Source organism: Micromonospora carbonacea (genome assembly GCF_014205165.1).
Taxonomy (GTDB): Bacteria; Actinomycetota; Actinomycetes; order Mycobacteriales; family Micromonosporaceae; genus Micromonospora; species Micromonospora carbonacea.
On record NZ_JACHMZ010000001.1, the window covers coordinates 1,332,129 to 1,358,863 of the forward strand.

The 26,735-nt window shown below is 74.7% G+C and carries 24 protein-coding genes; 8 read left to right on the top strand and 16 right to left on the bottom strand.

All coding sequences use genetic code 11. The features are described 5' to 3' along the window. Positions 1–13: 13 nt before the first annotated feature. Positions 14–1,114 (top strand): ROK family protein, encoded by a 1,101-nt coding sequence (locus HDA31_RS06025; protein ID WP_246384071.1) that lies wholly within the window; start codon positions 14–16, stop codon positions 1,112–1,114. Here the strand turns inward: HDA31_RS06025 and HDA31_RS06030 are convergent. Next, a complete protein-coding gene (locus tag HDA31_RS06030; protein ID WP_178065999.1) occupies positions 1,107–1,733 on the bottom strand; it encodes a lipoprotein in 627 nt (208 codons plus the stop codon). The two genes, HDA31_RS06025 and HDA31_RS06030, sit on opposite strands and share 8 nt — an antisense overlap. 232 nt (positions 1,734–1,965) lie before the next feature. Next, on the bottom strand, positions 1,966–2,682 hold the full coding sequence (locus HDA31_RS06035) for a class I SAM-dependent methyltransferase (protein ID WP_074474688.1): 717 nt from the start codon (positions 2,680–2,682) through the stop codon (positions 1,966–1,968). Positions 2,683–3,658: 976 nt separating this feature from the next. On the opposite strand from HDA31_RS06035, the gene HDA31_RS06040 reads away from it, so the two are divergent. Further along, a complete protein-coding gene (locus tag HDA31_RS06040) occupies positions 3,659–3,877 on the top strand; it encodes a hypothetical protein (protein WP_178065998.1) in 219 nt (72 codons plus the stop codon). Positions 3,878–3,952: 75 nt separating this feature from the next. Here HDA31_RS06040 and HDA31_RS06045 read toward each other — a convergent pair whose 3' ends face one another. From HDA31_RS06045 to HDA31_RS06080, 8 genes are all read right to left on the bottom strand, one after another. After that, complete coding sequence (locus tag HDA31_RS06045; RefSeq protein WP_219824945.1) at positions 3,953–5,521, bottom strand: amidohydrolase family protein; 1,569 nt, start codon at positions 5,519–5,521, stop codon at positions 3,953–3,955. Positions 5,522–5,729: 208 nt separating this feature from the next. Next, positions 5,730–6,956 (bottom strand): beta-ketoacyl-ACP synthase II, encoded by a 1,227-nt coding sequence (gene fabF / locus HDA31_RS06050; RefSeq protein WP_178065997.1) that lies wholly within the window; start codon positions 6,954–6,956, stop codon positions 5,730–5,732. Position 6,957: 1 nt separating this feature from the next. Continuing rightward, positions 6,958–7,197: an acyl carrier protein gene (locus tag HDA31_RS06055; RefSeq protein ID WP_074474691.1), complete on the bottom strand. Its 240-nt coding sequence runs from the start codon at positions 7,195–7,197 to the stop codon at positions 6,958–6,960. A gap of 85 nt (positions 7,198–7,282) precedes the next feature. Beyond that, positions 7,283–8,227 carry a beta-ketoacyl-ACP synthase III gene (locus HDA31_RS06060; RefSeq protein WP_043966966.1) on the bottom strand — a complete coding sequence of 315 codons (945 nt, stop codon included), beginning with the start codon at positions 8,225–8,227 and terminating at the stop codon, positions 7,283–7,285. Then, positions 8,224–9,390, bottom strand: coding sequence for an acyltransferase domain-containing protein (locus HDA31_RS06065; protein ID WP_178065996.1), 1,167 nt, complete (start codon positions 9,388–9,390; stop codon positions 8,224–8,226). Before HDA31_RS06065 ends, HDA31_RS06060 begins: the two co-directional genes overlap by 4 nt. 101 nt (positions 9,391–9,491) lie before the next feature. Further along, the gene (locus tag HDA31_RS06070; protein WP_376701363.1) at positions 9,492–10,796 is read right to left on the bottom strand and encodes a PucR family transcriptional regulator; all 1,305 of its coding nucleotides are present in this window, start codon (positions 10,794–10,796) and stop codon (positions 9,492–9,494) included. After that, positions 10,793–11,512, bottom strand: a complete 720-nt coding sequence (locus HDA31_RS06075) for a response regulator (protein WP_178067707.1) — start codon at positions 11,510–11,512, stop codon at positions 10,793–10,795. The genes HDA31_RS06070 and HDA31_RS06075 overlap by 4 nt, the downstream gene beginning before the upstream one ends. Positions 11,513–11,661: 149 nt before the next feature. Continuing rightward, a complete protein-coding gene (locus tag HDA31_RS06080) occupies positions 11,662–12,888 on the bottom strand; it encodes a sensor histidine kinase (protein WP_178065994.1) in 1,227 nt (408 codons plus the stop codon). Positions 12,889–13,069: 181 nt separating this feature from the next. Here HDA31_RS06080 and HDA31_RS06085 point away from each other — a divergent pair, with 181 nt between their 5' ends. Together HDA31_RS06085 and HDA31_RS06090 are read left to right on the top strand one after the other, a co-directional pair. Beyond that, positions 13,070–13,609, top strand: a complete 540-nt coding sequence (locus HDA31_RS06085) for a hypothetical protein (RefSeq protein ID WP_178065993.1) — start codon at positions 13,070–13,072, stop codon at positions 13,607–13,609. 105 nt (positions 13,610–13,714) lie between these two features. Then, a complete protein-coding gene (locus HDA31_RS06090; RefSeq protein ID WP_178065992.1) occupies positions 13,715–14,113 on the top strand; it encodes a hypothetical protein in 399 nt (132 codons plus the stop codon). Between the two features lie 79 nt (positions 14,114–14,192). Here HDA31_RS06090 and HDA31_RS06095 read toward each other — a convergent pair whose 3' ends face one another. Next, the gene (locus HDA31_RS06095; protein ID WP_178065991.1) at positions 14,193–14,948 is read right to left on the bottom strand and encodes a hypothetical protein; all 756 of its coding nucleotides are present in this window, start codon (positions 14,946–14,948) and stop codon (positions 14,193–14,195) included. Positions 14,949–15,196: 248 nt separating this feature from the next. Here HDA31_RS06095 and HDA31_RS06100 point away from each other — a divergent pair, with 248 nt between their 5' ends. Next, the gene (locus HDA31_RS06100; protein WP_246384069.1) at positions 15,197–15,811 is read left to right on the top strand and encodes a copper resistance CopC family protein; all 615 of its coding nucleotides are present in this window, start codon (positions 15,197–15,199) and stop codon (positions 15,809–15,811) included. Positions 15,812–15,988: 177 nt separating this feature from the next. Here the strand turns inward: HDA31_RS06100 and gltX are convergent, their stop codons facing one another. The 3 genes from gltX to HDA31_RS06115 form a co-directional block, all read right to left on the bottom strand. Then, complete coding sequence (gene gltX / locus HDA31_RS06105) at positions 15,989–17,398, bottom strand: glutamate--tRNA ligase (RefSeq protein WP_178065989.1); 1,410 nt, start codon at positions 17,396–17,398, stop codon at positions 15,989–15,991. 89 nt (positions 17,399–17,487) lie between these two features. Continuing rightward, positions 17,488–18,765, bottom strand: coding sequence for an MFS transporter (locus HDA31_RS06110; protein WP_074474699.1), 1,278 nt, complete (start codon positions 18,763–18,765; stop codon positions 17,488–17,490). Between the two features lie 4 nt (positions 18,766–18,769). Beyond that, positions 18,770–20,182, bottom strand: a complete 1,413-nt coding sequence (locus HDA31_RS06115) for a GH1 family beta-glucosidase (RefSeq protein ID WP_178065988.1) — start codon at positions 20,180–20,182, stop codon at positions 18,770–18,772. A 256-nt stretch (positions 20,183–20,438) separates the two neighbouring features. Here HDA31_RS06115 and HDA31_RS06120 point away from each other — a divergent pair, with 256 nt between their 5' ends. Beyond that, positions 20,439–20,885, top strand: coding sequence for an SRPBCC family protein (locus HDA31_RS06120; protein ID WP_007072337.1), 447 nt, complete (start codon positions 20,439–20,441; stop codon positions 20,883–20,885). A 163-nt stretch (positions 20,886–21,048) separates the two neighbouring features. Here the strand turns inward: HDA31_RS06120 and aceE are convergent, their stop codons facing one another. After that, positions 21,049–23,793, bottom strand: coding sequence for a pyruvate dehydrogenase (acetyl-transferring), homodimeric type (gene aceE / locus HDA31_RS06125; RefSeq protein ID WP_178065987.1), 2,745 nt, complete (start codon positions 23,791–23,793; stop codon positions 21,049–21,051). Positions 23,794–23,950: 157 nt separating this feature from the next. Between aceE and HDA31_RS06130 the strand changes: the two genes are divergently transcribed. Together HDA31_RS06130 and HDA31_RS06135 are read left to right on the top strand one after the other, a co-directional pair. Next, positions 23,951–24,271, top strand: a complete 321-nt coding sequence (locus HDA31_RS06130) for a hypothetical protein (protein WP_074474701.1) — start codon at positions 23,951–23,953, stop codon at positions 24,269–24,271. A 107-nt stretch (positions 24,272–24,378) separates the two neighbouring features. Continuing rightward, positions 24,379–24,783 (top strand): secondary thiamine-phosphate synthase enzyme YjbQ, encoded by a 405-nt coding sequence (locus HDA31_RS06135; protein WP_178065986.1) that lies wholly within the window; start codon positions 24,379–24,381, stop codon positions 24,781–24,783. 45 nt (positions 24,784–24,828) lie between these two features. Here HDA31_RS06135 and HDA31_RS06140 read toward each other — a convergent pair whose 3' ends face one another. Next, positions 24,829–26,481 (bottom strand): alkaline phosphatase D family protein, encoded by a 1,653-nt coding sequence (locus HDA31_RS06140; protein ID WP_178065985.1) that lies wholly within the window; start codon positions 26,479–26,481, stop codon positions 24,829–24,831. Positions 26,482–26,735 lie beyond the last annotated feature (254 nt).

Sequence of the window (26,735 nt, forward strand, 5' to 3'; positions counted from 1 at the left end):
AGGGGACCGGCCCGTGAACCTGCGACTGGACGGCCCCGCCACCCCGCTCGCCCCGCTGACCGGCGACGCGGAGGTGACCGACGGTGCGCGGGTGACCGGCGACGACGGCGTGCTGCTCGGCATCGACTTCGGCGGCACCAAGATGGCCGTCGGGGTCGCCGACGCGGCGGGCCGGCTGCTGGCCCGCGAGCGGGTGCCCACGTACGCCGAACGGGGTGCCCCGCAGGCCCTGGACCGCGCCCTGGAGCTGGCCGCGAAGCTGGTGGGGCAGGCCGGTGGGCCGCTCGTGGCGGCGGGCGTCGCCTCGCCCGGGGTGGTCCGGCCCGACGGCATCGACCTGGCCCCGAACGTGCCCGGCTGGGACCGGCTGCGGCTGGCCGACGCGGTGCGCGACCGGCTCGGCGCGCCCGTCGTCGCCGTCGACAACGACCTGAACGCCGCCGCCCTGGCCGAGTTGCGCCTCGGCGCGCTCCGCGACGCCGACCCCGGCCTGGTCGTCGGCATCGGCACCGGCGTCGCGGCGGCGCTCACCGTGCGCGGGGCCGTGCTGCCCGGCCACCACGGGGCGGCCGGCGAGATCGGGTACGCCGTGGCCGGTGGCCCCTGGCCCGGCACCATGCTGGAGCTGGACTTCTCCGGCCGGGCGCTGGACCGGCTCGCCGACGACCTCGGCGTGCCCGGGGCCGCCGCCGGGCTGGCCGCCGCCGCCGCCTCGCCCGGCCCGGCCCGGGACGCGCTGACCGCCCGCGTCGACGAGCTGGCCCGCCACCTGGTCACCTGCTGCCTGCTGGTCGACCCGCAGCGGGTGGTGCTGGTCGGCGGGGTGGCCGGCAGCGACCTGATCCGTGGCCTGCTCGTCGAGCGGCTCGCCGCCGTGCTGCCGTACCGGCCCGAGGTGGTGCTCTCCGGCTTCGCCGACGACGCCGCGCTGCTCGGCGCGGTCGTGCTGGCCCGCGAGGCGGTCCCGGTGATCCCGGGGAGCCCGGCGGCTCCTGCGGTCCCGGCGGCTCCTGCGGTCCCGGCGGCTCCTGCGGTCCCGGGGAACCCGGCGGTCCCGGCGGCTCCTGCGGTCCCGGGGAACCCGGCGGTCCCGACGGCCCCGGCGGTCAGTTGACCTGGAGCGTCCGCGTCGCCAGCTGGTAGGCCGGGAACATCGCCTCGAACTCGTCGGTGTCCATCCCGCCGAGGGTCAGCAGCACCGGCCCGCCGGCCGGGGTGTCCGCCACCAGCGCCCGCTGGCGGTTCGGGCCGCTGAGCTCGCTGCGTTGCAGGAACGTCGCCTCCGTCAGGTCCAGCGGGCCGCCCGGCACCCGCCGGTACTCGATCTCGCTGACCCGGCCGTAGTCGGCGAGGAACCCCTCCAGCGTGGCGCGGCCGTCCCCGGTGGACCCGTCGGCCGCCCACACCCGCAGGAAGCCCACACTGCCGGCGGGCTTCGCGTCGACCTCGCAGCGCAGCCGGGCCCCGCCCAGCGTGATCGTGGCCTCCTCCGCCACCGCCTCGGGGGTCCACCCGGCCGGCAGCGCGAACGTGACCGGCAGCTCGCACGGGCTGCCCGGCGCGCCGACGGTGACGCCGGCCTCGGCGGGGGCCACCTCGTCGTACCAGGGCGGGCCCGTCACCACCGGCGACGGGCCGCCGCCCGCCGCCGCCCGCGTCCCGTCGTCGGCGCAGCCCGCCGCCGGCACCGTGCAGAGGACGGCCAGCAGGGCCGCCCCGATCCGTCGCAACACCGCTCGCACATCCCCCGTGGTCGTCCACACCGCCCGGTCCACCCCGGACGGGCCGATGGATGGTAACGGTGGGTGGTCAGGCTGGTCGGTGGCGGGGCGGCGCGCGTGACGGTGAGTCGTCTCGGCGGGGCCGGCGGCTTGGCGGTGTCGGTGTGGCGTGGTCGGCGGTCAGGCGGTAGCGGTGTGGTGCTGTGGTCGGCGGCTTGGCGGTGGCGGTGCGGTGTGTCGGCGGTCAGGCGGTGGCGGGGCGGTGGGCGCGCAGCATCAGCGACACCCCCGGCAGCGCCCGTACCGGCAGGTGCCGCTCGGCGGTGACGACAGCCCGCAACCCCAGGTTGACCAGCGGGTTCAGCTCGTTCAAGTCGCTGCCGGTGGACGAGCGCCGCCGCCACGCCGCGACCGGGCGCAGCAGCACGTTCCAGCTCCACAGCTCGTCGACGACCAGCCCGGCCTTCTCCACCACGGCCCGTAGCGACGCCCGGTCGTAGCGGCGGACGTGGCCGACCGCCACGTCGTGCGCCGACCACAGCGCCATGTCGGCCGGCACGGCGATCAGCGCCACGCCCCCGGGCCGCAGCGTGCGGCGGATCTCGGCGGCGGCCAGGTGGTCCTCGTCGAAGTGCTCCAGGATGTCGAACGCGGTGACCAGGCCCAGGCTCGCCGACGGCAGCGGCAGATGCCGGGCGTCGGCCCGGATCACGTCGAGCCCGCGTTCCCGGGCCACCCCGGCGCCCTCCGCGCTGTATTCCAGCGCCACCGGCCGCCAACCGTGTGCCCGCAGCACCCGCGTGTTGCCGCCGCCCGCCGCGCCGACGTCGAGCGCCCGCCCGGGGACGTGGCCGGCGGCGGCCAACCGGCGCAGCGCCCGGGCCAGCAGGACCCGCCGCTCCCGGTACCACCAGTGGGTGTCCTCCAGAGCGGCGAGCTTGCGGATCTCGGTCGCTTCCACGGCATGCTCCTAGCGCGATCTCGGCGAACCTCACCCTAGACGAGCACCCCCGAACCCAGAACCCAACGCCCCGCACCCGCCCCGCCCCGCACCCGCCCCGCCCCGCGCCGGCCCGCCCCGCCCCGCGCCGTGCTGCCCCGCCCCGCGCCGTGCTGCCCCGCGCCCGCGCTGCCCCGTGCCCGCCCGCCGCGCGCGCCGATCTTGCACTTTGGGCCCCACGAATGGGCGTTTCGCCCCATTGGTCGGGGCCGCAACTGCAAGATCGGCGCGGGGAGGCGCCCCGCCCGTCGGCCAGCGTCTCCTTCCCGGGGGCGTGTCCGGTGCGGCGCGGCTGGGGCGGGGGAAGAGTGCCGTGATCGTCTGTCGTTTTCGGAGACGACACGCCGCCGGCCGTCTCCGCAGTCAGCAGACGATCATGGTCGGTGGTGGGGGATCCTGCCCGTTCTGTTGCCCGGGTGTCCTGGAGCGGCGCGCCGTGTCGGAGGTGCTCCGGTTGGGGGCGGATCGGGTTCGTGTGTTTGGGTCGACTCTCGGCTCCCGGTCTGTGCCGACCTGCCTCGGGTGGGTCGGGGCGGCAACGCGAGCAGCGCGTTCGCATTCGGGGCGTGGCGGGGCGCTACGGTGCCGGGCGCTTCTGGGCGGGGCAGCGGCTGGACCCGTTCGGGGCGGTGCCGATGCAGTCGCCGAACGTCGCGGGACTGGCTCGCCGGCCAACCGGATACGCGGCGAGACGGTTCCTGGTTCGTCAGCTCTGCGCAGGCCGTTGCTTGAGGCGAGTCATCGGGGCCATCGGAGCCAGATGATGGCGGCGATGAGGACGAAGCTGGATCGGTAGAGGGATGCGCGCCGCCCCGCGCACCGTCCGGCTCCGGCAGCACCGGCGCGATCACCGCCCCCCTCAGCAGCGCCGTCTGCCAACGCCTGCGCCGCCGAAATCGGATGCGCGGCGCAGGCGGGGGGTGGGAGGGTGCCGGGCGTGGCAGAGGCGCAGGGATTCGCGTACGCCGAACGGGCGGACGGCACGGTGGTGATCACGCACCACGGGCGGGTCGCCGGGACGCTGCGGGGCGGCCGGGCGGCGCAGTTCCTCGCCGAGGTCGGCGACGACCCGCAGCTGGTGATGGCCAGGTGGACGGGCAACTACCGCCGGGGCAACGAACGGCAGGCGCGCCGGCACCCTCGCAACCGCCCCTAGCGCTCCCGGTTGCGCCCGGATGCGAAGCCGGTGCCGCCGCGCACCCGGTCACGGTCGGGTGCACGGCGGCGGGGCTCAGAACCGGGGCGGGGTGGGGCTGGCCGGGGTGAGGACGCCGCCGGCCCGCGTACGGACGGCGTGCGCCGCAGCCGCCGCGTTGCGCACGATCGCGCCGGCGTCGTGGCTGACCATCTCCCGGTTCCGCTTCACGATCCGGCCGTCGATCAGCACGGTGTCGATGTTGGCTGGGGTGGCCGACCGCACGACGGTCGACTCCAGGTCGCCGATCGGGGCGATGTTCAGGTCGTCCGCCCGGATCAGGACGATGTCGGCCCGCTTGCCGGGGGTGATCGAACCGGTCACCGCGTGAAGGCCGAGCGCCTTCGCGCCGTTGATCGTGGCCATCTCGATCGCCTGCCGGAACACCACCGGCGGCAGGTCGGCGGTGTCCGTGCCCACCCACGGGATGCCCAGGTTCCAGGCCACGTTCATCGACTCGAACATGTTGATCGGGGCGAGCGAGCTGGCGTCGAACGACAGCGAGACGGTGACCCCGGCGGCCAGCATCCGCAGCAGCTGCCCGTGGAACCCACCGGCGGTGCCGAGGCGCAGTTCGGAGTGGACGGAGAAGCTGACCGGCGCGTTCGTCCGCACCATCGCCTGCCGGTCCGCCTCGTCGAACGGCAGTGCGTGGCAGAGCAGGAAGTCCGGGCCGAGGAAGCCCATCTTCTCCAGGTCGGCGGCGTGCACCGCCGTGGTCGGTCCCTGCCCGGAGTGCACCGAGATCGGCAGCTTCCGCTTGCTGACCTCCGCCATCTCCGCCAGGAACGTCGGCAGCTGGCCGGGCCCGCGCAGGTTCACCCCGAGGTGCACCAGGCCGTCGAACGGCGACTTCTTGCCGAACCACGTGGCCGAGACCCGGTCGATGTCCGCGAAGTCGATCGGCTGGGTGGCCGGCTGGCCGTCCCGGTGGCCGTACGAGTAGCGCGCCCGCACGAGGCCGTCGGCGTGGGCGTGCAGCTCCGCGTCGGCGTACTCCGGTCCGCGTACGTTGTGCGACCAGTTGTTGACCGTGGTGATGCCCGTGCTCGCGCACTCGACGAGGCCGAGCAGCACGCTGTGGTAGAAATCGTCCGGCTGATACGCGGCGACGGTTGCCGACTTCGCCGCGAAGTACTCGAATCCGGTGGAGACGAAATTGCGGCCGAGGGCGCTCCACATGTGATAGTGGGTTTCGACGAAACCGGGCATCGCAATCATTTTCGACGCGTCGATGACCCGCGCGCCGCGTGCCTTCAGGTTCGGGCCGACCTGGACGATCCGCCCGTCACACACCTCGATGTCGGCCTTGGCCTGGTTGCCGATGGCCGGGTCGACGGAGACCAGCGCGGCACCCTTGATCAGGTAGTGCCCGCGTTGCGGGCGTCGGCCGGGCTTCCCGCTGGGGGCGTGCGGGCCGGGGGAGGAGGCGGCGGCCGGAGCGCCGAACGCGAGCGGGGCGATGGCGGCGGCGCCGGCGGCGGCGAGCAGCGCGCGGCGGCCGACCGAATGCGCGGGAACGGGCCGTCCGCAGTCGTCGAAAACTGTCGCTGTGTGGTCGTCGCCGTTTTCCGACGTCGACGGTGGATCTGTTGTGGGGGGCATGCGGGAAAGCTAGGTAGCACCGATTTCCCGCTCATTGCCGGCTGGCTAGCATCGCGTGAACCCGCTGGTCGCGACCGCATGCCGGGAAGACCGTCGCCGACCGGGACGCAGCGACGCGACCCCGCTGCCGACCGTCACCCCGGGTGCGGGTGTTGAGAAGGGCCCCCTGCTATGCGGAAAGCGTTAACAGGGGGCCCTTCCTTGCGCCTCAGGGGCGGGTGAAGACCAGGGCCACGTTGTGGCCGCCGAAGCCGAAGGCGTTGTTCAGCGCGGCGGGGATCTCCAGGTGCCGTGCCTTGTGCGCGGCCACGTCCATGTCCAGCCCGGCGTCCGGGTCGTCCAGGTTGATCGTCGGCGGGACGACGCCGTCGCGGATCGACAGGATGGTGGCGATGGACTCCAGCGCGCCGGCCGCGCCGAGCAGGTGACCGGTCATCGACTTGGTGGCGGTGAGCACCGGGTGGTCGCCGAGCGCGGCGCGCAGCGCGCCGATCTCCAGCATGTCGCCGACCGGCGTCGAGGTGGCGTGCGCGTTGACGTGCACGATGTCCTCACGTGCGATGTCGGCGTCCGCGATGGCCTTCTTGATCGCCCGGATCGCGCCCTCGCCCTCCGCGTGCGGCTGCACGATGTCGTACGCGTCGGAGGTGATCCCCGCGCCGGCCAGCCGCGCGTACACCCGGGCGCCCCGGGCGGCGGCGTGCTCGGCGCGTTCCAGGACCAGCACGCCCGCGCCCTCGCCGAGGACGAAGCCGTCGCGGCCGGTGTCCCACGGGCGGGAGGCCCGCTCGGGCTCGTCGTTGCGGGTGGACATGGCCCGCATCGAGGCGAACCCGGCGATCGGCAGCGCGTGGATGACCGCCTCGGTGCCGCCGGCCACCACCACGTCGGCCCGGCCGGAGCGGATGATGTCCAGCCCGAGGGCGATGGCCTCCGCGCCGGTGGCGCAGGCGCTCGCCACCGTGTGCACGCCGGCCTTCGCGCCCAGCTCCAGCCCCACCCAGGCGGCGGGGCCGTTCGGCATCAGCATCGGGATGGTGTGCGGGGACACCCGGCGGGGACCGGACGCCTCCAGGATGTCGTCCTGGGCGAGCAGGGTGGTGGCCCCGCCGATGCCGGAGCCGACGCTGACGGCCAGCCGCTCCCCATCCAGCCCGGAGCCGGCGAGGCCCGCGTCCGCCCAGGCCTGCCGGGCGGCGATGATCGCGATGGCCTCGGAGCGGTCGAGCCGGCGCATCTTCACCCTGTCCAGCACCTCGGACGGGTCGACGGCGAGCTGCGCGGCGATGCGCACCGGGAGCTGCGCCGCCCACTCCTGGGTGAGCGGACCCACCCCGGAGCGGCCGGCGAGCATGGCGTCCCAGGTCGATGCGACGTCCCCGCCCAACGGGGTGGTCGCGCCGAGCCCTGTGACGACGACGTCGGAACGACTCATGTCAGGACTGCGCCTCGATGTAGCTGACGGCGTCGCCCACGGTCTTCAGGTTCTGCACCTCGTTGTCGGGGATCTTGACGCCGAACTTCTCCTCGGCGGCGACCACGACCTCCACCATCGAGAGCGAGTCGACGTCGAGGTCGTCGGTGAAGGACTTGCCCTCGGCCACGTCGTCCGGGTTCACCCCGGCGACCTCTTCGAGGATCTCGGCGAGGCCGGAGGTGATCTCGTCACGGGTCATGGTTGGTGCGTTCCTCTCCTGGGTGTGGAATCGCCGGCGGCGCGCGCCGCGCGGCGTGCGAACGGCCCCGCTGGGGCCGGACGTCTCAGGGGCAGCGGACGACCTGACCGGCGTAGGTCAGGCCGCCGCCGAAGCCGAAGAGCAGCACCGGGGCGCCCGAGGGCACCTCCCGCCGCTCGATGAGCTTGGACAGGGCCAGCGGCACGCTCGCCGCCGAGGTGTTGCCGGACTCGACGATGTCCTTCGCGATGATCGCGTCGGGGATGCCGAGCCGCTTGGCGATGCCGTCGATGATCCGGGAGTTGGCCTGGTGCGGCACGAACGCGGCCAGCTCGGACGGGGCGACCCCGGCCCGCTCGCAGGCCTGGAGGGCCAGCGGGGCCAGCGCGGTGGTGGCCCAGCGGAAGACCGTCTGGCCCTCCTGCTTCACGTACGGCCGCCAGCCCTCGATGCGTACGGCGTCGCTCTTGTCCGGCACCGAGCCCCAGACGACCGGGCCGACCCCGGCCGGCTCGCCCTCGGCGGTGGCGGTGACCACCGCGGCGCCGGCGCCGTCGCCGAAGATGATGCAGGTGGAGCGGTCGGTCCAGTCGGTGAAGTCGGAGAGCTTCTCCGCGCCGATGACGATCGCGTTGCGCGACGCCCCGGCCCGGATGGCGTGGTCGACGGTGCCCAGCGCGTACGCGAAGCCCGAGCACGCGGTGTTGATGTCGTACGCGCCGGGCGCGGTGATGCCGAGCTTGGCGGCGACCCGGCAGGCGACGTTCGGGCTGCGGTCGATGGACGTGCAGGTGGCGACGACGACGAGGTCGATGTCGGCGGCGGTGAGGCCGGAGTTGGCCAGCGCCTTGCCGGCGGCGGCCGCCGCCATGTCGGACACCGTCTCGTCGCCGGCGATGCGGCGGCTGGCGATGCCGACGCGGTCCCTGATCCACTCGTCGTTGGTCTCGACGAACTGCGCGATGTCGTCGTTGGTGACGATGCGGGAGGGCTGGTAGTGCCCCAGGGCGAGAATCCGGCTACCTGTCATGAGTGACCCCCGATCCGGGCGAGCGGTTGACCCGGGGCGACCGGGGCGTCGTGGTGGGCGAGCCACTCGGTGAGCGGGCCGCCGTCGTGCGCGGTCACCTCGACCGGGCCCTGCCCGGTGACGACGTGGCCGATGACCTGGCCGACCTTGAGCGCCTGGCCCTCGGTCAGCCCCTGCGTGGGCTGGAAGACGCCCGGCGCGGGGGCCGTCACGACCCGGAACCGGGCGGTCGGCGCGGGGCGGGCGGCCGAGCCGTGCCGGGCGATCAGGTCGCGGGCGGCGGGCAGGTCGTCCGGCGTCTTCAGGGTGACGATCTCGGGCAGCGAGCCGGCGAGCTCCCGCTTGATCAGGCCGGCGAGGGTGCCGGCCGGCGGCAGCTCGACGACCCCGGTCACGCCGAGGTCGGCCAGGGTGCGCATGCACAGGTCCCACCGCACCGGGGAGGTGACCTGGCGGACCAGCCGCTGCACCAGCTCCGGGCCGTGGTCGACGACCGTGCCGTCGAGGTTGGACAGCAGGATCCGGGCCGGGCGGGCCGGGGTGATCCCGGCGGCCACGCCGGCCAGGGCGACCTCGGCGGGGGCCATGTAGGGGGTGTGGAACGCGCCGGCCACCTTCAGCCGGACGACCCGGGCCTTCGTGGGCGGCTCGGCGACGAGCGCGTCGATGCCGGTGGTCGACCCGGCGGCGACGATCTGGCCGGCCCCGTTGCGGTTGGCCGCGTGCAGCCCGTGCCGGTCGAGGGTGGCGAGCACCTCGTCGGTGTCGCCGCCCAGCACGGCGGCCATGCCGGTCGGCTCGATCGCGCAGGCGGCGGCCATCTCGCGGCCGCGCACCCCGGCGAGGGTGATCGCGGTCTCGGCCGGCAGGACCCCGGCCAGCGCCGCCGCACCCAGCTCGCCGACGCTGTGCCCGGCCGTGAGGGTGACGTCGTGCAGCGGCAGGTGCTCGGCGGCGAGCAGGGCCGCGGCGACCAGCAGCGGCTGGGTCCGGGCGGTGTCCTGGATCTCCTCCGCGCCGGCCGAGGTGCCCAGGTGGATCAGGTCGACGCCGGCCAGCGCCGACCACCAGCGCAGCCGTGCCTCGGCGCCGGTCAGGTCGAGCCACGGTGTCAGGAAGCCGGGTTTCTGCGAACCCTGCCCCGGTGAGAGTACGGCGAGCACGCCTATGACTCTTCCGGATACTCGCCAGTCACGGTGTTACCGGCCGCCACCAAACCGCACTAGAACCTTTGGAGGAACCCTACAGAAATAGGTGACCGTGATCATCTCTTTGTGGAGATTTGCCGGTTTGGTGGCGTTATGGGGGGAGGTGTCACGACGGGCACCACCGGGTCGAGCCGCCCCACGGTCAGCGCCACCTGCAACGCGAACGCGTCCCGGGGGATCAGCGGCGACAGCCCCGTCACGTCGGCGATCCGCCGCAGCCGGTAGCGCACCGTGTTGGGGTGCACGAACAGCGCCCGCGCCGCGCTCTCCAACGTGCCACCGGCCGCGAAGAAGGCGTCCAGGGTCTCCAGCAGCTCGCCGCCCGCCCGGGCCAGCGTCGCGTACACGTCGTGGCGCAGCCGGCGGCGGGCCTCGGCGTCGCCGGCGAGGGCCCGCTCGGGCAGCAGGTCACCGGCCGGCACCGGGCGAGGCGCGGTCGGCCAGGCGGGGGCCGCGCGGTAGCCGGCGAGCGCGGCGCGGGCCGAGTCCGTCGCCTCGTCGAGGCTCGGCACCGCCGGCCCGACCACCACCGGCCCCTCCCCGAACGCGGGCAGCAGCTTCCCCGTCGCCGCCATCGGGTCGGCCGCGCCGCCGAGCACGATCACCAGCCGGTCGCCGTGCACCCCGCCGATCACCTCGACGCCGACGCGCCGCGCGAGCCGGTGGACCGTGTGCAGCACCGCGGCCACCTCGCCGCCCGGGGACCGGCCCACCGCCACCGCCACCGGCGGCGCGTCCGACCAGCCCAGCGCCGCGCCCCGGCTGGCCAGCACGTCCGGGGAGTCACCGCGCAGCAGCGCGTCGACCAGCAGGGCCTGCAACCGGGCGTCCCAGGAGCCGCGCGACTCGGCGGCCCGCGCGTAGACCCGGGCGGCGGCGAAGGCGATCTCCCGGGAGAAGCGCAGCACCGCCTCCCGCAACTGCTGCTCCTCGCCCTCGGCGGCGAGGGTGCCCACCTGCTCCTCGACCACGTCGATCGTCACCTTGATCAACGCCACGGTCTGCTGGAGGCTGATCGAGCGGGCCAGGGCCAGCGGGGCGGTCGCGAAGACCTCGTCGGAGACCTCCTGGGTGCTGTCCGCCGTGCCGCCGCCGTCGCGCAGCCACTGCACCAGCGACCGCGCGCCGGCCTGGGCCACCAGCATCACCCAGGACCGCTGGTCGGCCGGCAGCGCCCGGAACCAGGGCAGCGTCTCGTCCATCCGGGCCACGCTGGCGGTGGCCAGGGCCCCCGCCGCCCGCTCGATGCGGCGCAGCGTGGCCGACAGCTCGATCCCGCCCGGCTCGCTCACCCCACCAGCCTTGCAGAGAAGGAGGGGTCCCCTGTCAACGCCCCCGGTAGCGAGGGGTGCCCCGCTCACCCCGCCCCACCCGGCGGCGGCGCGGGCGGCCCCACCGGCGGGGTCGGCGGCGGGACGGGAGGCGAGGCCTGCGGCGGGGGCAGGGCGAGCTCCTGGGCCAGGATCGCCGCCTGTACGCGGCTGCGCAGGTCGAGCTTCGCCAGGACCCGGCTGACGTGGGTCTTCGCGGTGCTCTCCGCCATCGCCAGCCGGTCGGCGAGCTGCTGGTTGGACAGGCCCAGCCCGAGGCAGGCCAGCACGTCGCGTTCCCGCGCGGTGAGCGTGGCGACCGCGTCCCGGGTGGCGGCCGGCGGCCCCGGTGCGGTGGCGGCGAACGCGCTGATCAGCCGCCGGGTCACCGCCGGGGCGATGATCCCCTCGCCCCGGGCCACGGTGCGCACGGCGGCGACCAGGGCGTCGGCGTCGGTGTCCTTCAGCAGGAAGCCGGCCGCGCCGGCGCGCAGCGCGCCGAAGACGTACTCGTCGAGGTCGAAGGTGGTCAGCACGAGCACGTCGGCGAGCCCGCCGGCGACGATTTCCCGGGTGGCGGAGATGCCGTCGAGCCGCGGCATCCGGACGTCCAGCACGGCGACGTCGGGGCGCAGGTCGGCGCAGAGTCGCACCGCCTCCTCGCCGTCGGCGGCCTCGCCGGCCACCTCGACGCCGGGCGCGGCGGCCAGGATCAGCGCCAGCCCGGCCCGCACCGCCGGCTGGTCGTCGGCGAGCACCACCCGCACGGGCCGCCCCGCCGCGCCGCCCCGCCGCGCGGCACCCGCCGTCTCCGCCGGGTCCGCCGCCTCCGCCGACGGTACGGCGGCACCCACCGGCCCAACCGGGTCCGCCGGGTCCGTCCCGTCCGCCGCCCGCCCGGGGCTGGTCCGGCCGGTCACGCCGGCTCCCCGGTGGGCAGCCGCGCCCGGACCCGCCACCGCCCGTCCGCCGGGCCCGCCGTGAAGCCGCCGCCCAGCAGCACCGCGCGCTCGCGCATCCCGACCAGCCCGGCGCCCGCGCCGGGCGCCGCCGCGCCGCCCGCCCGCAGCGGATTCGTCACGGCCACCACCACCTCCGTCGGCCCGTACGTCACGACCAGCTCCGCCTCGCCCGCGCCGTGCTTGAGCGCGTTGGTCAGCGACTCCTGCACGATCCGGTACGCCGCCAGGTCCACCCCCACCGGCAGCGGACGCGCCCCGCCGGTCACCTCGGTCCGCACGTCCAGCCCGGCGGAGCGCATCCGGCCCACGAGCCGGTCCAGCTCGGCGAGGCGTACCCGGGTGGCCTCCTCGGCTGCCTTCCCGGCGTCGCCCGGTGCGGGCCCGTCGCCCGTCGTGGGCTCCCGCAGCAGCCCGATGAGCTGCCGCATCTCCGCCAGGCCCTGCACGCTGTTCTCCCGGATGACCCGCAGCGACGAGGCCACCTGCTCCCGGTCCAGCCCGGGGACGGAGAGCGCGGCGGTGGCGTGGATGGCCACCGCGCTGAGGTGGTTGGCGACCACGTCGTGCAGTTCCCGGGCCATCCGGGACCGCTCGGCGTGGACCGCCTCGCGCCGGTCCAGCTCGGCGAGCCGGGCGGTCTGCTCGGCCCGGGCCCGTTCCTCCGCGGCCCGCGCCCGCTCCGCCGCCGCCTGGTCCCGGTACTGCCGCACGCTGATCCCGGTCAGCACCGGTACGACGCCGACCAGCACCACCGGCACGCCCAGCGCGACCCCGCGCCAGTGGCCGAACACCAGCACCCCGCCGACGGCGGCGAGCAGGCTCAGCGCCACGGTGACCCGCAGGAGCCAGCGCCGCAGCCGGGGCGGGCCGTACACGCAGGAGTCGTAGAGCACCTGCGTGTAGATCAGCGCGGTGCCGAGGGTGGTGCCGAGGGCGACGTCGACGCCGAGCGCCGCCGTGCCGAGGGCCAGCCCCGTGCGGGTGGCCACCCGCCGCAGGGCCACCGCCGCCGACACGGCCACCAGTGACGGCAGGAAGGCCACCGTGGGCACGCCGGGCCGCGGGGTGATCGCCAGGTGCGTGCCGAGGCCGAGCAGCGCCAGCCCGCCCGCGAGGGCGACTCCGGCCAGCGCCAGGTCCCGGCCCGTGGCGCCGGGCCGGAGCCAGGGCGGCAGTCGCATTCCCCGATCCCACCACACCCGCCGCCGCACCGGCTCCGACCAGGGCACGAGGCCGTGTCCCCCGAAGGAGGTACGCCCCGACGCGGTCCATCGTTCGGCGTACGCGGATCTCGTCGCCCGGGTCGAGGGCGGGGCGCGCGGCGGGCGGCACGCTGGAGGCCACGGACAGGGGGAGGTCGTCGTGCTGGTCGCGGTCATCGTCGGGTGCGAGATCGGGTTCTGGGTGCTGCTGGTGGCGGGGCTCGTGGCCCGCTACCCGCTGCGCCGCCCCCGCCTCGGCGCGGCCCTGCTGCTCTGCGTACCCCTGGTCGACCTGGCGCTGCTCGCGGCGGCCGCGCTGGACCTGCGGCGCGGGGCCACCGCGGACGTCACGCACGGCCTGGCCGCCGCCTACCTCGGGTTCTCGGTCGCCTTCGGCCACTCGATGATCCGCTGGGCCGACCAGCGCTTCGCCCACCGGTTCGCCGGCGGGCCGCCCCCGGTCCGGCCGCCGCGCCACGGCTGGGCCCGCGCCCGGCACGAGTGGCGGGAGTGGGCCAAGGCCCTGCTCGGCTGGGCCGTGGCCTGCGCGTTGCTGGTGGCGGGGATCGCCTTCGTCGGTGACGCCGAACGCACCCGCGCCCTGTGGGACTTCGCCCGCACGCTCACCGTCGCCCTGCTGATCTGGCTGGTCGCGTTCCCGGTCTGGGAGACGATCTTTCCGAGCCGCCCCCGCCGCTGAGGTGGGGTACGCGCCGCACGACGCGTCCGCCCGCCCCAGTACGGTGACAGGGCACGCGGGCCAGGGACCGGCCGGCGGGCGAGGAAGAGCGTGAGGAGACCGCCGATGGCGCACGGGGAGGCCGAGCCGGGCTGCGCCCAGGGGGAGTCCGGCAGGCCGGGCCACCACGAGCCGGCGGCGAAGCATCCCCGCCGGCTCACCGGGCCGCCCCATCCTGCCGAGCCGGCCTGCGGCCGGGCCGCGGAGCCGAACTACGGCCGGGCCGCGGAGGCACCCTACGGGTGGGCCGCGGAGCCGACCTGCGGCCGGGGCGCCGCGCCGGCCGACGAGGACGCCCCGGTGCCGCGCCAGCGTGCCGCCGAGCCGCCCGCCGACGACGAGTCGGGCCGCGCCGGGGCCTGCCGCAGCGACCTGCCGGGCTGGGCCGGCGCGCACCGGCACGGCCCGGTCCGCCCCCGGCACCGGGCCCTGCGCCGGGAACGCCCGCCGCGCCGCTGGTGCTGACGGCACGCCGCTGCTGAGACCTCGCCGCTGGTGCCGACGGCACGTCGGCCCCGCGCCGAGTGGCACGGGGCCGGGCCCGTCAGCGGGTGCGGCGGCGGATCAGCAGCGCGATCCCGGCCAGCCCGAGGGTGATCACCAGCATCACGCCGACGTTGAGCAGCAGCAGCCGCTGCAACTCGGCGAGCGCCTCGTCGATGTCGCCGGCCGGGTTCAGCGAGTCGTCGGGCAGCACCCGCTCGCCGCCCCCGACGCCGCCGCTGACCGTGTCGAGCTGCCGCTCCAGCGGCACCCCGACCGTCCGCAGCGTCTCGGACATGCTGAGCCGGCCGAGGAACCAGCCGGCCTTGTCCTTGCGGGCCGGGTCCGGCTGCTTTGCCGGCCGGTAGACCCGGGGGCCGCCCTTGGCCAGCGGATAGAGGTCGTAGGTCTGGGTGGCGATCTCCCCGACCAGCACCACCACGGTGAACTTCGGCCCGAGGTCGGCGGCCTTCGGCCCCTTGTCGGCCCCGGTGCGGCCCAGCCAGCTCACCTGGTCGACGACCGCGACCACCTCGACGGGGTGGGTGGTGGCCCGCAGCCGCAGCGGCTCGGCCAGGCCCACGCCGGTGATGTCCACCCCGGCCGGCAGGGTCTTCCTGGGCACCTTGCGGGCCAGCGCCGTGCTGGCGGCGGCGGCCGCGTCGGCCAGCGCCGCGCCCGTCGTCGCCTGGCCCGTCGTCGCCGGACCCGTGGCCGTGCCGGCCGCCCGCACCGGCCCCGCCAGCGTCGTGACCAGTGCCGTCACCAGCAGCGCTCCCGCCGCCGCCCGGCACGACCGCCGTACCTGTCGGACCATCGCCGCCTCCTCGCCCCGTTCGATTTGGATGGCTTCGCTGCAGGTCACGCGTTGGTCGGTCGATGGCGGTGACCATGCCCACAGGGCGGGGCGCCCACCTGAAAGACTGCGCAGAACGTCGATCGGTTGCAGCTGTTGGATCGGGAATTGGAACTATCTGCGATCTCGGCTCGACTAATCAGGCAGCCGTAGATCAGCGGGCGGATAGTACCTTTACGGAGGTGTACATGGGGGGCAGGTTCCCACGAGTGGCGCGTACCTGTTTGGTCGTGCTCGGTGTGTCGCTCGGTGTGTCGCTCGCGCTCCCGGCCGCGCCGGCCGCCGCGCACAACTCGCTGACCGGCAGCGACCCGGCCAACGGCGCGCGGATCGCCACCGCGCCGGAGCGGGTCGAGCTCCGTTTCCTGGCGAAACCCAACCCGGGTACGACGAAGATCACAATCACCGGGCCGGACAACGTGGCCGCCCTCGACGGTGAGCCGACCTTCTCCGGGACGCGGGTGCGCATCCCGTTCGCGCCCGGCAAGGCCGGCCTCTACATCGTCGGCTACCAGCTCGGCTCCGCCGACGGCCACCCGATCAAGGGCGAGGTGCGGTTCACCCTCACCACCGGCACCCCGGCCGAGCCCCCGTCGCCGTCGGCCACCGCGCCCGAGCCCGTGCCGCCGTCGGATGCGCCGTCGGCCGCCGCGCCGTCGTCGGCCGCCCCGGCCACGGACGGTGGCGGCAGCGCCGTGCCGGCCGCCAGCGAGTCGACCGACGGGGGCCCGCCCGGCTGGCTCTGGGCGCTGGGCGGCGGCGTGCTGCTGCTCGTCGCCGCTGCCGTCGGGTTCACCGTGCGCCGCCGCCGCGCCGGCACCTGAGCGCCGCCGGCTCCGGCACCCGTCGGCAGCCGCCGTCCGTAGCCGGCCGCTCCGGCCCCGCCCGCAGCCGGCCGCACACCCGTCGGCAGCCGTTCGCGTCGACGCCCGCCCGCCGCCGCGCACGACGCGCAGGGGCCCGCCGGTACACCGGCGGGCCCCTGCGCGTCGTGTAGCCGCTCAGGGCAGGCGCAGGCGGGCGGCGCGCAACCGGGCGAGGGTGCGCTCGCGGCCCAGGACCTCCAGCGACTCGAACAGCGGCAGCCCGACGGTGCGGCCGGTGACCGCCACCCGGACGGGCGCCTGGGCCTTGCCGAGCTTGAGGCCGCGCTCCGCGCCGACCGCCTCCAGCGTTGCCTTCAGCGACTCGGCGTCCCACGACGCGAGCCCGTCGTACGCGACGATCGCCGCGTCGAGCAGCTCGGCCGCGCCCTCCTTCATGGCCTTCGCCCACGCCGCCTCGTCGACGACTGGCGAGGCGAGGAAGAGGAAGTCGACGTTCGGCACGATCTCGCTGAGCACCGCGATGCGGGTCTGCGCCAGCGGTGCCACGGCGGCGAACGCGGCCTCGTCGAACTCCTCCGGCTGCCACGGCGGCGGCGCGACGGTGTCGGTGCCGGTCAGCCACGGCCGGCACGCGGCCACGAACTCGTCGACCGGCAGCGCCCGGATGTAGTCGCCGTTGAACGCGCGCAGCTTCTTCTCGTCGAAGAACGCGGGGGAGGGGTTGACCTCCTCCAGCCGGAACTCCTCCTCGATCACCGACCAGGGCACGATCTCCCGGTCGCCCGACGGCGCCCAGCCCAGCAGCATCAGGTAGTTGCGCATCGCGGCGGCGAGGTAGCCCTCGTCCCGGTACGCCTCCAGGGCGACCTTGTCCCGCCGCTTGGACAGCTTCTGCCGCTTCTCGTTGACCACCACCGGCACGTGCGCCCAGACCGGCGGCTTGACGCCCAGCGCGTCCCACAGGAGCTGCTGCTTGGGCGTGTTGGGTAGGTGCTCCTCGGCGCGGATCACGTGGGTGATCCCCATGGTCATGTCGTCGACCACGTTGGCCAGCAGGAACACCGGCGACCCGTCGCCCCGGGCGATGACGAAGTCCTCGATCAGCCTGTTCTCGAACGTCGGCTCGCCCCGGATCAGGTCGACCACCACGGTCTCGCCGGTGTCCGGGGTGCGGAAGCGCAGCGCGCGCCCCTCGCCGGCCGCCAGGCCCCGGTCGCGGCAGAAGCCGTCGTAGCCGGTGTACTGCGAGCCGGTGCGCGCCTGTACGGCCTCGCGGGTGCAGTCGCAGTAGTACGCCCGGCCGCCCTCGTGCAGCCGCTGCGCGGCGGCCCGGTGCTCGGCGGCGTACGAGGACTGGAAGTACGGGCCCTCGTAGCTGCCCCGGGCGATGCCGATCCAGTCCAGCGCCGACAGGATGCCCTCGGTCCACTCGGGCCTGTTGCGCGCGGCGTCGGTGTCCTCGACGCGGAGCACGAACACCCCGCCCTGCTGCCTGGCGTAGATCCAGTTCTGTAGGGCCGAGCGGGCGCCGCCGACGTGGAACATTCCGGTCGGAGAGGGGGCGAAGCGTACACGTACCGTCACGTCCCCAGCCTACGGCCGCCAGGAAGAGGTTTAAGGAGGGGCCCCTTGTTAACGCTTTCCGTATCGGAAGGGCCCCCTGCAATCATCCGTCACGCCACGCCACGGATCCTGACGACGAGGGCGCTGCCGAGGACGGTGACCACCGCGGTGACCGCGTACAGGGTCGGGTAGCCGCCCAGGTGCACCACGATCGGGGCGGACAGCGCCGGGCCGAGCACCTGCGGCGCGGAGTTCGCGATGTTGATCACCCCGAGGTCCTTGGCCCGGTTCGTGGCCGCCGGCAGCACCTCGGTGATCAGCGCCGCGTCCACCGACAGGTAGACGCCGTAGCCCGCGCCGAGCAGCACCGCCGCGACCATCGCCATCGGCCAGACCGGCGCGACGGCCAGCAGCAGCGCGGCCACGGCCATCACCAGCCCGGAGACGATCACGTAGATCTTGCGCCGGCCGGAGCGGTCGGAGAGCCGGCCGGAGACCACGGCGGTGAGGATCATCCCGAGCGTGTAGAGCAGGATCAGCACCAGCAGCCCGCCCTCGGGGTCGGGGTAGCGCACCCCGTCGGCGAGGAAGTACAGCAGGTACAGGGTGCCCAGCGCGTTGCCGAGCTGCACCAGGAACCGGGTGAGCCAGGCCCAGGCGAAGTCCGGGTGCCGGCGCGGGCTGATCCACATCGAGGCGAGCAGCGCGCCCACCCGCAGCGGCGGCCGGTGCGTCCGGGGCAGCGGGTCGTCGGCGGTGAGCAGCGCGAACGGCAGCGCCAGCAGCAGCACGGCCAGCGCGACGGCGGCGTACCCGGCGGCGTTGCCGGTGACCACGGCGGTCACCAGCACCGCGCCCAGCACCAGGCCGAGCGACTGCGGGATGCCCACCCAGCCGGAGACGCCGCCGCGCTGGAGCACCGGCACCCGGTCGGGGATGCCGGCGGTGAGGCTGGCCAGCATCGCGTTGAAGCAGACCTGGGCGGCGACCCAGCCGACCGCCACCCCGGCGATGGTGTCCTGCCGGGCCAGCAGCACCAGGGCGAGCGCGCCGAGCACCGCCCCGCCGGCCGTCCAGACGTGCCGGCGGCCCAGCTCCCGGCCGCCCAGCCGCAGGCAGGTGCGGTCCGACAGCGCCCCGGCGAGCGGGTTGGCCAGCACCGCGGCGAGCGCGCCGAGGCCGGTGACCACGGCGAACATGGCCTCCTTGTCGCCCGGGGCGATCCGCTCGATCTGCTGGGGCAGCAGCACCTGGATCGGGGTGAAGAAGGCCATCCAGACGCCGAGGTTCGCCGCGAAGATCAGCGCGATCCAGCTCCGCCGCACCGGGACGGTCGGCTCGGCGAGCGCGGCGGGCAGCGCCGCCGGCGTCGGGTCGACGGTGGTCACGGCGCTACTCCGCGTCGGCTGTGGCGCGGCGGGCGGCGGGCGCGGCGTCGGCAGGCGCGGTCGCGGTGCGCTCGTCGCGCGCGCCGCCGGGCAGGATCGCGGTGTCGCGCAGCCAGGCGTACGACGACTTCGGCGTGCGCGCCCCCGTGCCGAAGTCGACGTGCACGAGGCCGAACCGCTTGGTGAAGCCCTCCGCCCACTCCCAGTTGTCCAGCAGCGACCAGACGAAGTAGCCCGTGACGTCCACGCCGTCGTCGATCGCGGCCCGCAGGGCGCGCAGGTGGGCGTCGAGGTAGGCGATCCGGTCCGGGTCGTGGACCCGGCCCTCGGCATCGGGTACGTCGTCGTAGGCGCAGCCGTTCTCGGTGACCTGGATCGGGGGCAGCCGGTCGCCGTACCGGTCGCGCAGGCCGGTGAGCAGCTCGCGCAGCCCGTCGGGGGCGACCGGCCAGCCGAACGCGGTGCGCGGGTACCCGGCGAGTTCCACCAGCTCGAACGGCAGCGGCGAGCCGGGCTCGGGCGCGCGTACCCCCGAGGGGTTGTAGTAGTTCACGCCGAGCACGTCGAGCGGCGCGGCGATGACGGCCAGGTCGTCGCCGCGCACGAGCCCCGGGTCGAGGTCGAGCAGGTCGGGGTAGCCGAGGCCGAGCAGCGGATCGGTGAACAGCCGGTTGTGCAGCGCGTCGTACGCGGCGGCGGCGGCCAGGTCGGCGTCGGTGTCGCCGGCCGGGCGCACCGGCGAGTAGTTGTTGGCGATGGCGACCGGGCCGGCGGTGCGGGCGCGCAGCGCGGCGACGGCCAGCCCGTGCCCGAGGAGCTGGTGGTGGGCCGCCGGGAACGCGTCGAACAGCAGCGTCTGGCCGGGGGCGTGCTCGCCGGTGCCGTAGCCGAGACTCATGTGGATGAACGGCTCGTTGAGGGTGATCCACAGCTTCACCCGGTCGCCGAGGCGGGCGGCGACCAGGTCGGCGTACTCGGCGAACCGGGCGGCGGTGTCCCGGTGCAGCCAGCCCCCGGCGTCCTGGAGGGGCTGCGGCAGGTCCCAGTGGTAGAGGGTGGCGACCGGGTCGATCCCGGCGGCGGCCAGGTCGTCCACGAGCCGGTCGTAGAAGTCGAGGCCGGCGGCGTGGGCGGGCCCGGACCCGCCGGGCTGGACCCGGGGCCAGGCCACCGAGAAGCGGTACGCCGACACCCCGAGCCCGGCCATCAGCGCGACGTCCTCGGCGTGCCGGTGCCAGTGGTCGCAGGCGACGTCGCCGGTGCTGCCGTCGGCGATCAGCCCGGGGGTGTGCGCGAAGGTGTCCCAGATGGAGGGCCCCCGGCCGGCGGCGGTCGCCCCGCCCTCGATCTGGTATGCGGAGGTGGAGACTCCCCAGCGGAATCCGGCCGGGAACTCGGGCAGCGGCTCGGTGGTCATGCGCTCTCCAGGCGGCAGGGGCCGGCGGCGTCCGCGGGCGCGGGACGCGCGACGTCCGACGTTCGTGCGGCCGTCCGGCCGGACGAACGTGAAACGTGTTCGGACTCTAGGCCGCGGTGGGAGTTTGCGCCATAGGTCGATTGCGATCGGGACGCAAGGGTTTTCGGCGTGTCTTTTCCAAAGTTGTCCGGTTGCGTCCGATTTAGCGCATAGAGTGCCGAATATCGCGGATGTCCTCAGTGGGGGAAAGAACGAAATGATCCTCGTCGAACGCAGTGCGCACGTGATGGCGCCGGTGGAAGCGGTCTGGGAAGTCGTGCAGCGGGCCGAGCAGTTGCCGGCCTGGCTGGCGGGAGTTCGCGCGGCGGAGGTCCTCTCGGGGGAGGGCTTCGGCCGGCGACAACTGGTCCAGGCCGGGCGCGGGTCGGCGCACGAGGCCGAGGTGATCGCCTACCAGGAGCCGACCCTGATCGGCTGGCGGGAACGCGCCAAGGGCGCCGGTGCCCGGGCCGAGGCCCGCACCGAGATCTACGTCCAGCTCACCGCGGACGAGGAGGAGGGCGGGACCATCGTGCGGCTCATCGTCGTACGCTGGCCCGCCGGCCCGGTCAAGGCCGCCCTCCTCCGGCTCGGTCTGCGGCGGGTCGGCGCCGACCTGGAGGACTCGCTGGCCCGGCTGACCGACCTGGCCGCCGTCGGCTGAGCGGGGCCCGTCTCACGGCGCCATCCGCGACGGCGGTGGCCCGCCGCGTCCCCACCAGGAACGCCCGGGCCACCGCCGTCACGCCATCCGGGGCGGACCCGGGGATACGCAGAGAGGGGCCCGGTGCGCACCGCGCACCGGGCCCCTCGGCGGTGTCCGTGGGCTAGCTGTCGCCGCCGGTCTCGCCGACCGGCGCCGCGTTCACGTCGTCGATGGCGTACTTCTTCGCCGCCTCGGCCGGGGTCGACGCCGGCACCGTGCCGCGCAGGGCGAGCTGCCGCAGCGTCGCGACCGTCACCGACTCGGCGTCGACGTGGAAGTGCCGGCGCAGCGCGTGCCGGGTGTCGGACATGCCGAACCCGTCGGTGCCGAGCGAGGTGTAGTCGCCCGGTACCCAGCGGGCGATCAGGTCCGGTACGGCGCGCATCCAGTCGCTGACCGCGACCTTCGGCCCGTCGGCGTCGGCGAGCTTCTGCTGGATGTACGGCACCCGCTGCTCCGCGCCCGGGTTGAGCAGGTTGTGCTCCTCGCACTCCACCGCGTCGCGGCGCAGCTCCGTCCAGGAGGTCACCGACCACACGTCGGCGGCCACCCCCCAGTCCTGGGCGAGGAGCTGCTGCGCCTTGAGCGCCCACTGCATGCCGGTGCCGGAGGCCAGGATGTTGGCCCGCGGCCCGTCGCCGTCGACCTTCGGGGCGGGGGAGTAGCGGTAGATGCCCTTGAGCAGCCCCTCGACGTCCACGTCGGCCGGCTCGGCCGGCTGGTGGATCGGCTCGTTGTAGATGGTCAGGTAGTAGAAGATGTTCTCCGGCTGCTCGCCGTACATCCGGTGCAGGCCGTTCTCCATGATGTGCGCCAGCTCGAACGCGAACGCCGCGTCGTAGGCCACCACCGCCGGGTTGGTGGCGGCGAGCAGCAGCGAGTGGCCGTCCTCGTGCTGGAGGCCCTCGCCGTTGAGCGTGGTCCGCCCGGCGGTCGCGCCGAGCACGAAGCCCCGCGCCATCTGGTCGGCCGCCGCCCAGAACCCGTCGCCGGTGCGCTGGAAGCCGAACATCGAGTAGAAGATGTAGAGCGGGATCATCGGCTCGCCGTGCGTGGCGTACGCGGTGCCGGCGGCGGTGAACGAGGCCACCGAGCCCGCCTCGTTGATCCCCTCGTGCAGGATCTGCCCGGTCGTCGCCTCCTTGTACGACAGGAACAGCTCCCGGTCGACCGAGGTGTAGCGCTGGCCGTGCGGCGAGTAGATCTTCGCCGTCGGGAACAGCGAGTCCATGCCGAACGTGCGGGCCTCGTCCGGGATGATCGGCACCCAGCGCTTGCCGAACTCCTTGTCCTTCATGATGTCCTTGAGCAGGCGGACGAAGGCCATCGTGGTGGCCACCTTCTGCTTGCCCGAACCGCGCTTGACGTCGGAGAACCGCTCGCTGCCCGGGATCGCCAGCGCCCTGCCGGCGGTCCGCCGCGACGGAAGGTAGCCGCCGAGCTGCTCCCGCCGCTCCCGCAGGTAGGCGATCTCCTCGGACTTCTCGCCCGGCGTGAAGTACGGCGGGAGGTAGGGGTTCTCCTCCAGCGTCTTGTCCGAGATGTCCAGGTAGAGCCGGTCGCGGAACAGCTTCAGGTCGTCCAGCGTCAGCTTCTTCATCTGGTGCGTGGCGTTGCGGCCCTCGAAGTGCGAGCCGAGCGTCCAGCCCTTGATCGTCTTGGCCAGGATCACCGTCGGCTGGCCGGTGTGCTCCATCGCCGCCTTGTAGGCCGCGTAGAGCTTGCGGTAGTCGTGCCCGCCCCGCTTGAGGTTCCAGATCTCGTCGTCGGTGAGCCCCTCGACCATCTTGCGGGTGCGCGCGTCGCGGCCGAAGAAGTGCTCCCGCACGTACGCCCCGGACTCCGCCTTGTAGGTCTGGTAGTCACCGTCGGGCGTGCTGTTCATCAGGTTGACCAGCGCGCCGTCGGTGTCGGCGGCGAGCAGCGGGTCCCACTCCCGGCCCCAGACCACCTTGATGACGTTCCAGCCGGCGCCCCGGAAGAACGCCTCCAGCTCCTGCATGATCTTGCCGTTGCCCCGGACCGGCCCGTCGAGCCGCTGGAGGTTGCAGTTGATCACGAAGGTGAGGTTGTCCAGCTCCTCGCGGGCGGCCACGCCGATCGCGCCGAGCGACTCGACCTCGTCCATCTCGCCGTCGCCGAGGAACGCCCACACGTGCTGCTGCGAGGTGTCCTTGATGCCCCGGTGGTGCAGGTACCGGTTGAACCGGGCCTGGTAGATCGCGTTCAGCGGGCCGAGGCCCATCGAGACGGTCGGGAACTCCCAGAAGTCCGGCATCAGCCGCGGGTGCGGATACGACGGCAGCCCGCCGCCCGGGTGGGACAGCTCCTGGCGGAACCCGTCGAGCTGGTTCTCGCTCAGCCGCCCCTCCAGGAACGCCCGCGCGTACATGCCCGGCGAGGCGTGGCCCTGGTAGAAGATGTGGTCGCCGCCGCCCGGGTGCTCCTTGCCCCGGAAGAAGTGGTTGAAGCCCACCTCGTAGAGCGACGCGGAGCTGGCGAACGTCGAGATGTGCCCGCCGACGCCGATCTCGGGGCGCTGCGCGCGGTGCACCAGCATCGCCGCGTTCCACCGGATGTACGCCCGGATCCGCCGCTCGATGTGCTCGTCACCCGGGAACCACGGCTCGCGCTCCGGCGGGATGGTGTTGATGTAGTCGGTGGTCGTCAGCGATGGCACCCCGACCTGGCGCTCCCGCGCGCGCTCCAGCAGGCGCAGCATCACGTACCGGGCGCGTTTGGTTCCACGCTCGTCGATGACACCGTCCAGCGACTCGACCCATTCGCCGGTCTCTTCGGGGTCGATGTCCGGAAGCTGGCTCGGCAGACCGGCGGTGATCACCGGGCGCTTGCGTTCCGTGGCCACAGGCGTTCCCTCGGTTGTGTGTGGGATAGGTCTCTAGATGTTCATCCTGCCTTCTACCGACGGTTTTCGTCACGTCTGGCTCCCCCAGACGCGACGCTCAACACAGGTACCGGCCGGTAACTTCTGGTGGTTTGCGCTCGCCCCCTACCGTCGACCCATGACGATGCTGCGAGCCGTGGCGAGCGCACTCGTGCTGGCCGGAGCGCTCACCCTCCTGCTGTCGGTGCTCGGCCTCGCCGGCGGCCGACTGGACGCCGCCCCCGTGGGCCTGTTCGGCCTGGCCCTGCTCGCCGTGGGCCTGGTGCTGCTCAACCGCGCCGGCGGCCGGGGCGCCCGCTACGGCTACGCCACCACCACCGGCGACCCCGCCGCCTCGTACGGCTCCGGCGCGTACGGCGCGGGCGCCGGCCAGCCCGGTGCCGACTTCCACACCGGCGACGCCGGCGCCGGCTGGTCCGGCGACCCGGGGCCCGGCTGACGCGGGCCCTGCCGGCTCCCCGGCTGACGAGGGCCCGGCTAGCGCGGGCCCGCCGACACGACCGGCCCCGGCTGACAGACCCGGGTCCCGGCGGCAGAATGCGGCGTATGCGCACCGAGGTGATCACCGTCCAGACCGGCTCCCGACCGACCGTCCGGGACATCACCGCCGAGGCGGAACGGTTCGTCTCCGGCGCCGGCGACGGCCTGCTGCACGTCTTCGTGCCGCACGCCACCGCCGGCCTCGCCGTCATCGAGACCGGGGCCGGCTCCGACGACGACCTGCTCCGGGCGCTGGACGACGTGCTGCCCACCGACGACCGCTGGCGGCACCGGCACGGCTCGCCCGGCCACGGGCGCGACCACGTGCTGCCCGGCCTCGTCCCCCCGTACGCGACCCTGCCGGTGATCGACGGGCGGCTCGCGCTCGGCACCTGGCAGTCCATCTGCCTGGTCGACACCAACGGCGACAACCCCACCCGCAAGGTCCGCTTCTCGTTCCTCCCCGGCTGACCGCCGCCCGCCCGCGCGAGGCGGCCACCACCGCCCGGGGCCCGCTCAGGGCCGCAGGGTCTCCGCCTCCACCGTCTGCCGGCCCAGGTCCACCCCGGCCCCCGGTGCGGTGCGCGCGCCCGGTGCCGGCGGCCGGTCGTACGTCTGGTGCAGGCCCGGCACCCGGTCCTCGATCACGAACGTCGCCCGGGTGTACGCCGGCGCATCCGGCCGGCTCACGTACGGCACCACGTCGAAGTCCGCCGCCAGCTGCGCCGGGGTGATCGTCGTGCGGACGTACCCCCGGAGGTTGTTCTGGAAGCGCAGGTGCGGGTTGAACGCGAACCACGGGTGGGAGCCCGTCGCCGAGTCCGCGCCGTCGCCGGTCGACGTGACCGAGGAACAGACCAGCTCGCTGCCGACGGTGCGCGACGTGGGGTCGGCGTAGTCCAGCTTCAGGTCGCTGGCCCAGTGGGCGTGCACGTCGCCGGTGAGCACCACCGGATTGCGCACCCCGGCGGCCAGCCAGCCCCGGGTGATCCGGTCCCGGGAGGCCACGTACCCGTCCCAGGCGTCCATGCTGGTGACCGTCAGCGGCCCCGAGTTGTTGTCCCGCTGCGCGAAGAAGACCTGCTGGCCGAGGATGTCCCAGCGCGCGTCGGAGCGGCGGAACCCGTCGAGCAGCCACGCCTCCTGCTCCGCGCCCGTGATCGACCGGGCCGGGTCGGCCGCCGCCGGGCACTCCTGGTACCCGTCGCCGCACGCCTGGTCGTCGCGGTACTGCCGGGTGTCGAGCATGTGGAACGTGGCCAGCCGGCCCCAGCGCACCCGCCGGTACAGCTGCATGTCGATGCCGCGCGGCAGGGAGGTCCGCCGCAGCGGCATGTTCTCGTAGTACGCCTGGAACGCCGCCGCCCGCCGGGCGAGGAAGTCCGGGTCGGGCGCCTCCGGCACCTCGTCGGCCCAGTTGTTCTCCACCTCGTGGTCGTCGAAGACCACCACCCAGGGGGCCACCGCGTGCGCCGCCTGGAGGTCCGCGTCGGTCTTGTACTGGGCGTGCCGCTGCCGGTAGTTCGCCAGCGTCCGGGTCTCCGGGCCCTCGTGGTCGCGCGGGTTCCCGCCCGGCACCGTGTAGGTGCCCTTCTCGTACTCGTACTGGTAGTCGCCCAGGTGCAGGATCAGCTCCGGCTCGGTCTCGGCCAGCCGCCGGTACGCGGTGAAGTACCCGTGCTCGTACTGCGAGCAGGAGACGAAGCCCATCGCCAGGGCCGACGGCAGGCTCTCCGGGGCCGGGGCGGTGCGGGTGCGCCCCACCGCGGACGCGTACCCCTCGGCCCGGAACCGGTAGAAGTACTCCCGGCCCGGCAGCAGCCCGCCCAGCTCCACGTGCACGCAGTGCGCCGCCTCGGGGCGGGCCTGCGCCACGCCCCGGCGTACCACGTGCCGCATCCCCTCGTCGGCGGCGACCTCCCAGGTCACCGCCACCGGCCGCGACGGCATGCCGCCGAGGCCGTCCTCCGCGAGGGGCTGCGGGGCCAGCCGCGTCCACAGCACGAAACCCTCGTGGTCGGGGTCGCCCGAGGCCACCCCGAGGGTGAACGGGTCCTGCCGCAGCGGGCGGGCGGCCGCCGCGCCGGCCGCCACGGGCAGCCCGGCCAGCGCGCCGGCCGCGCCGACCGCCGCGCCGGAGAGCAGGATCGTACGTCGGGACAGTGTCACGGTTTCCTCCCCAGAGTCCGTGTTGTTCGACTCCGGGGAGCGTCGCGTCCGCCGATGGCCGCCAGGTGAAAGGAAGGGCCCCTTGTTATCGCCTTTTGTCGAACAAGGGACCCCTGTTAACACCCGCTGAGCGGGCCTGCGGCGCGGGCCGGGCGGGCGCGGGCCGGGCGGGCGCGGGCCGGGCGGGCGCGGGCCGGGCGGGCGCGGGCCGGGCGGGCGCGGGCCGGGCGGCGCGGCGGGGAAGGGCGTGAGAA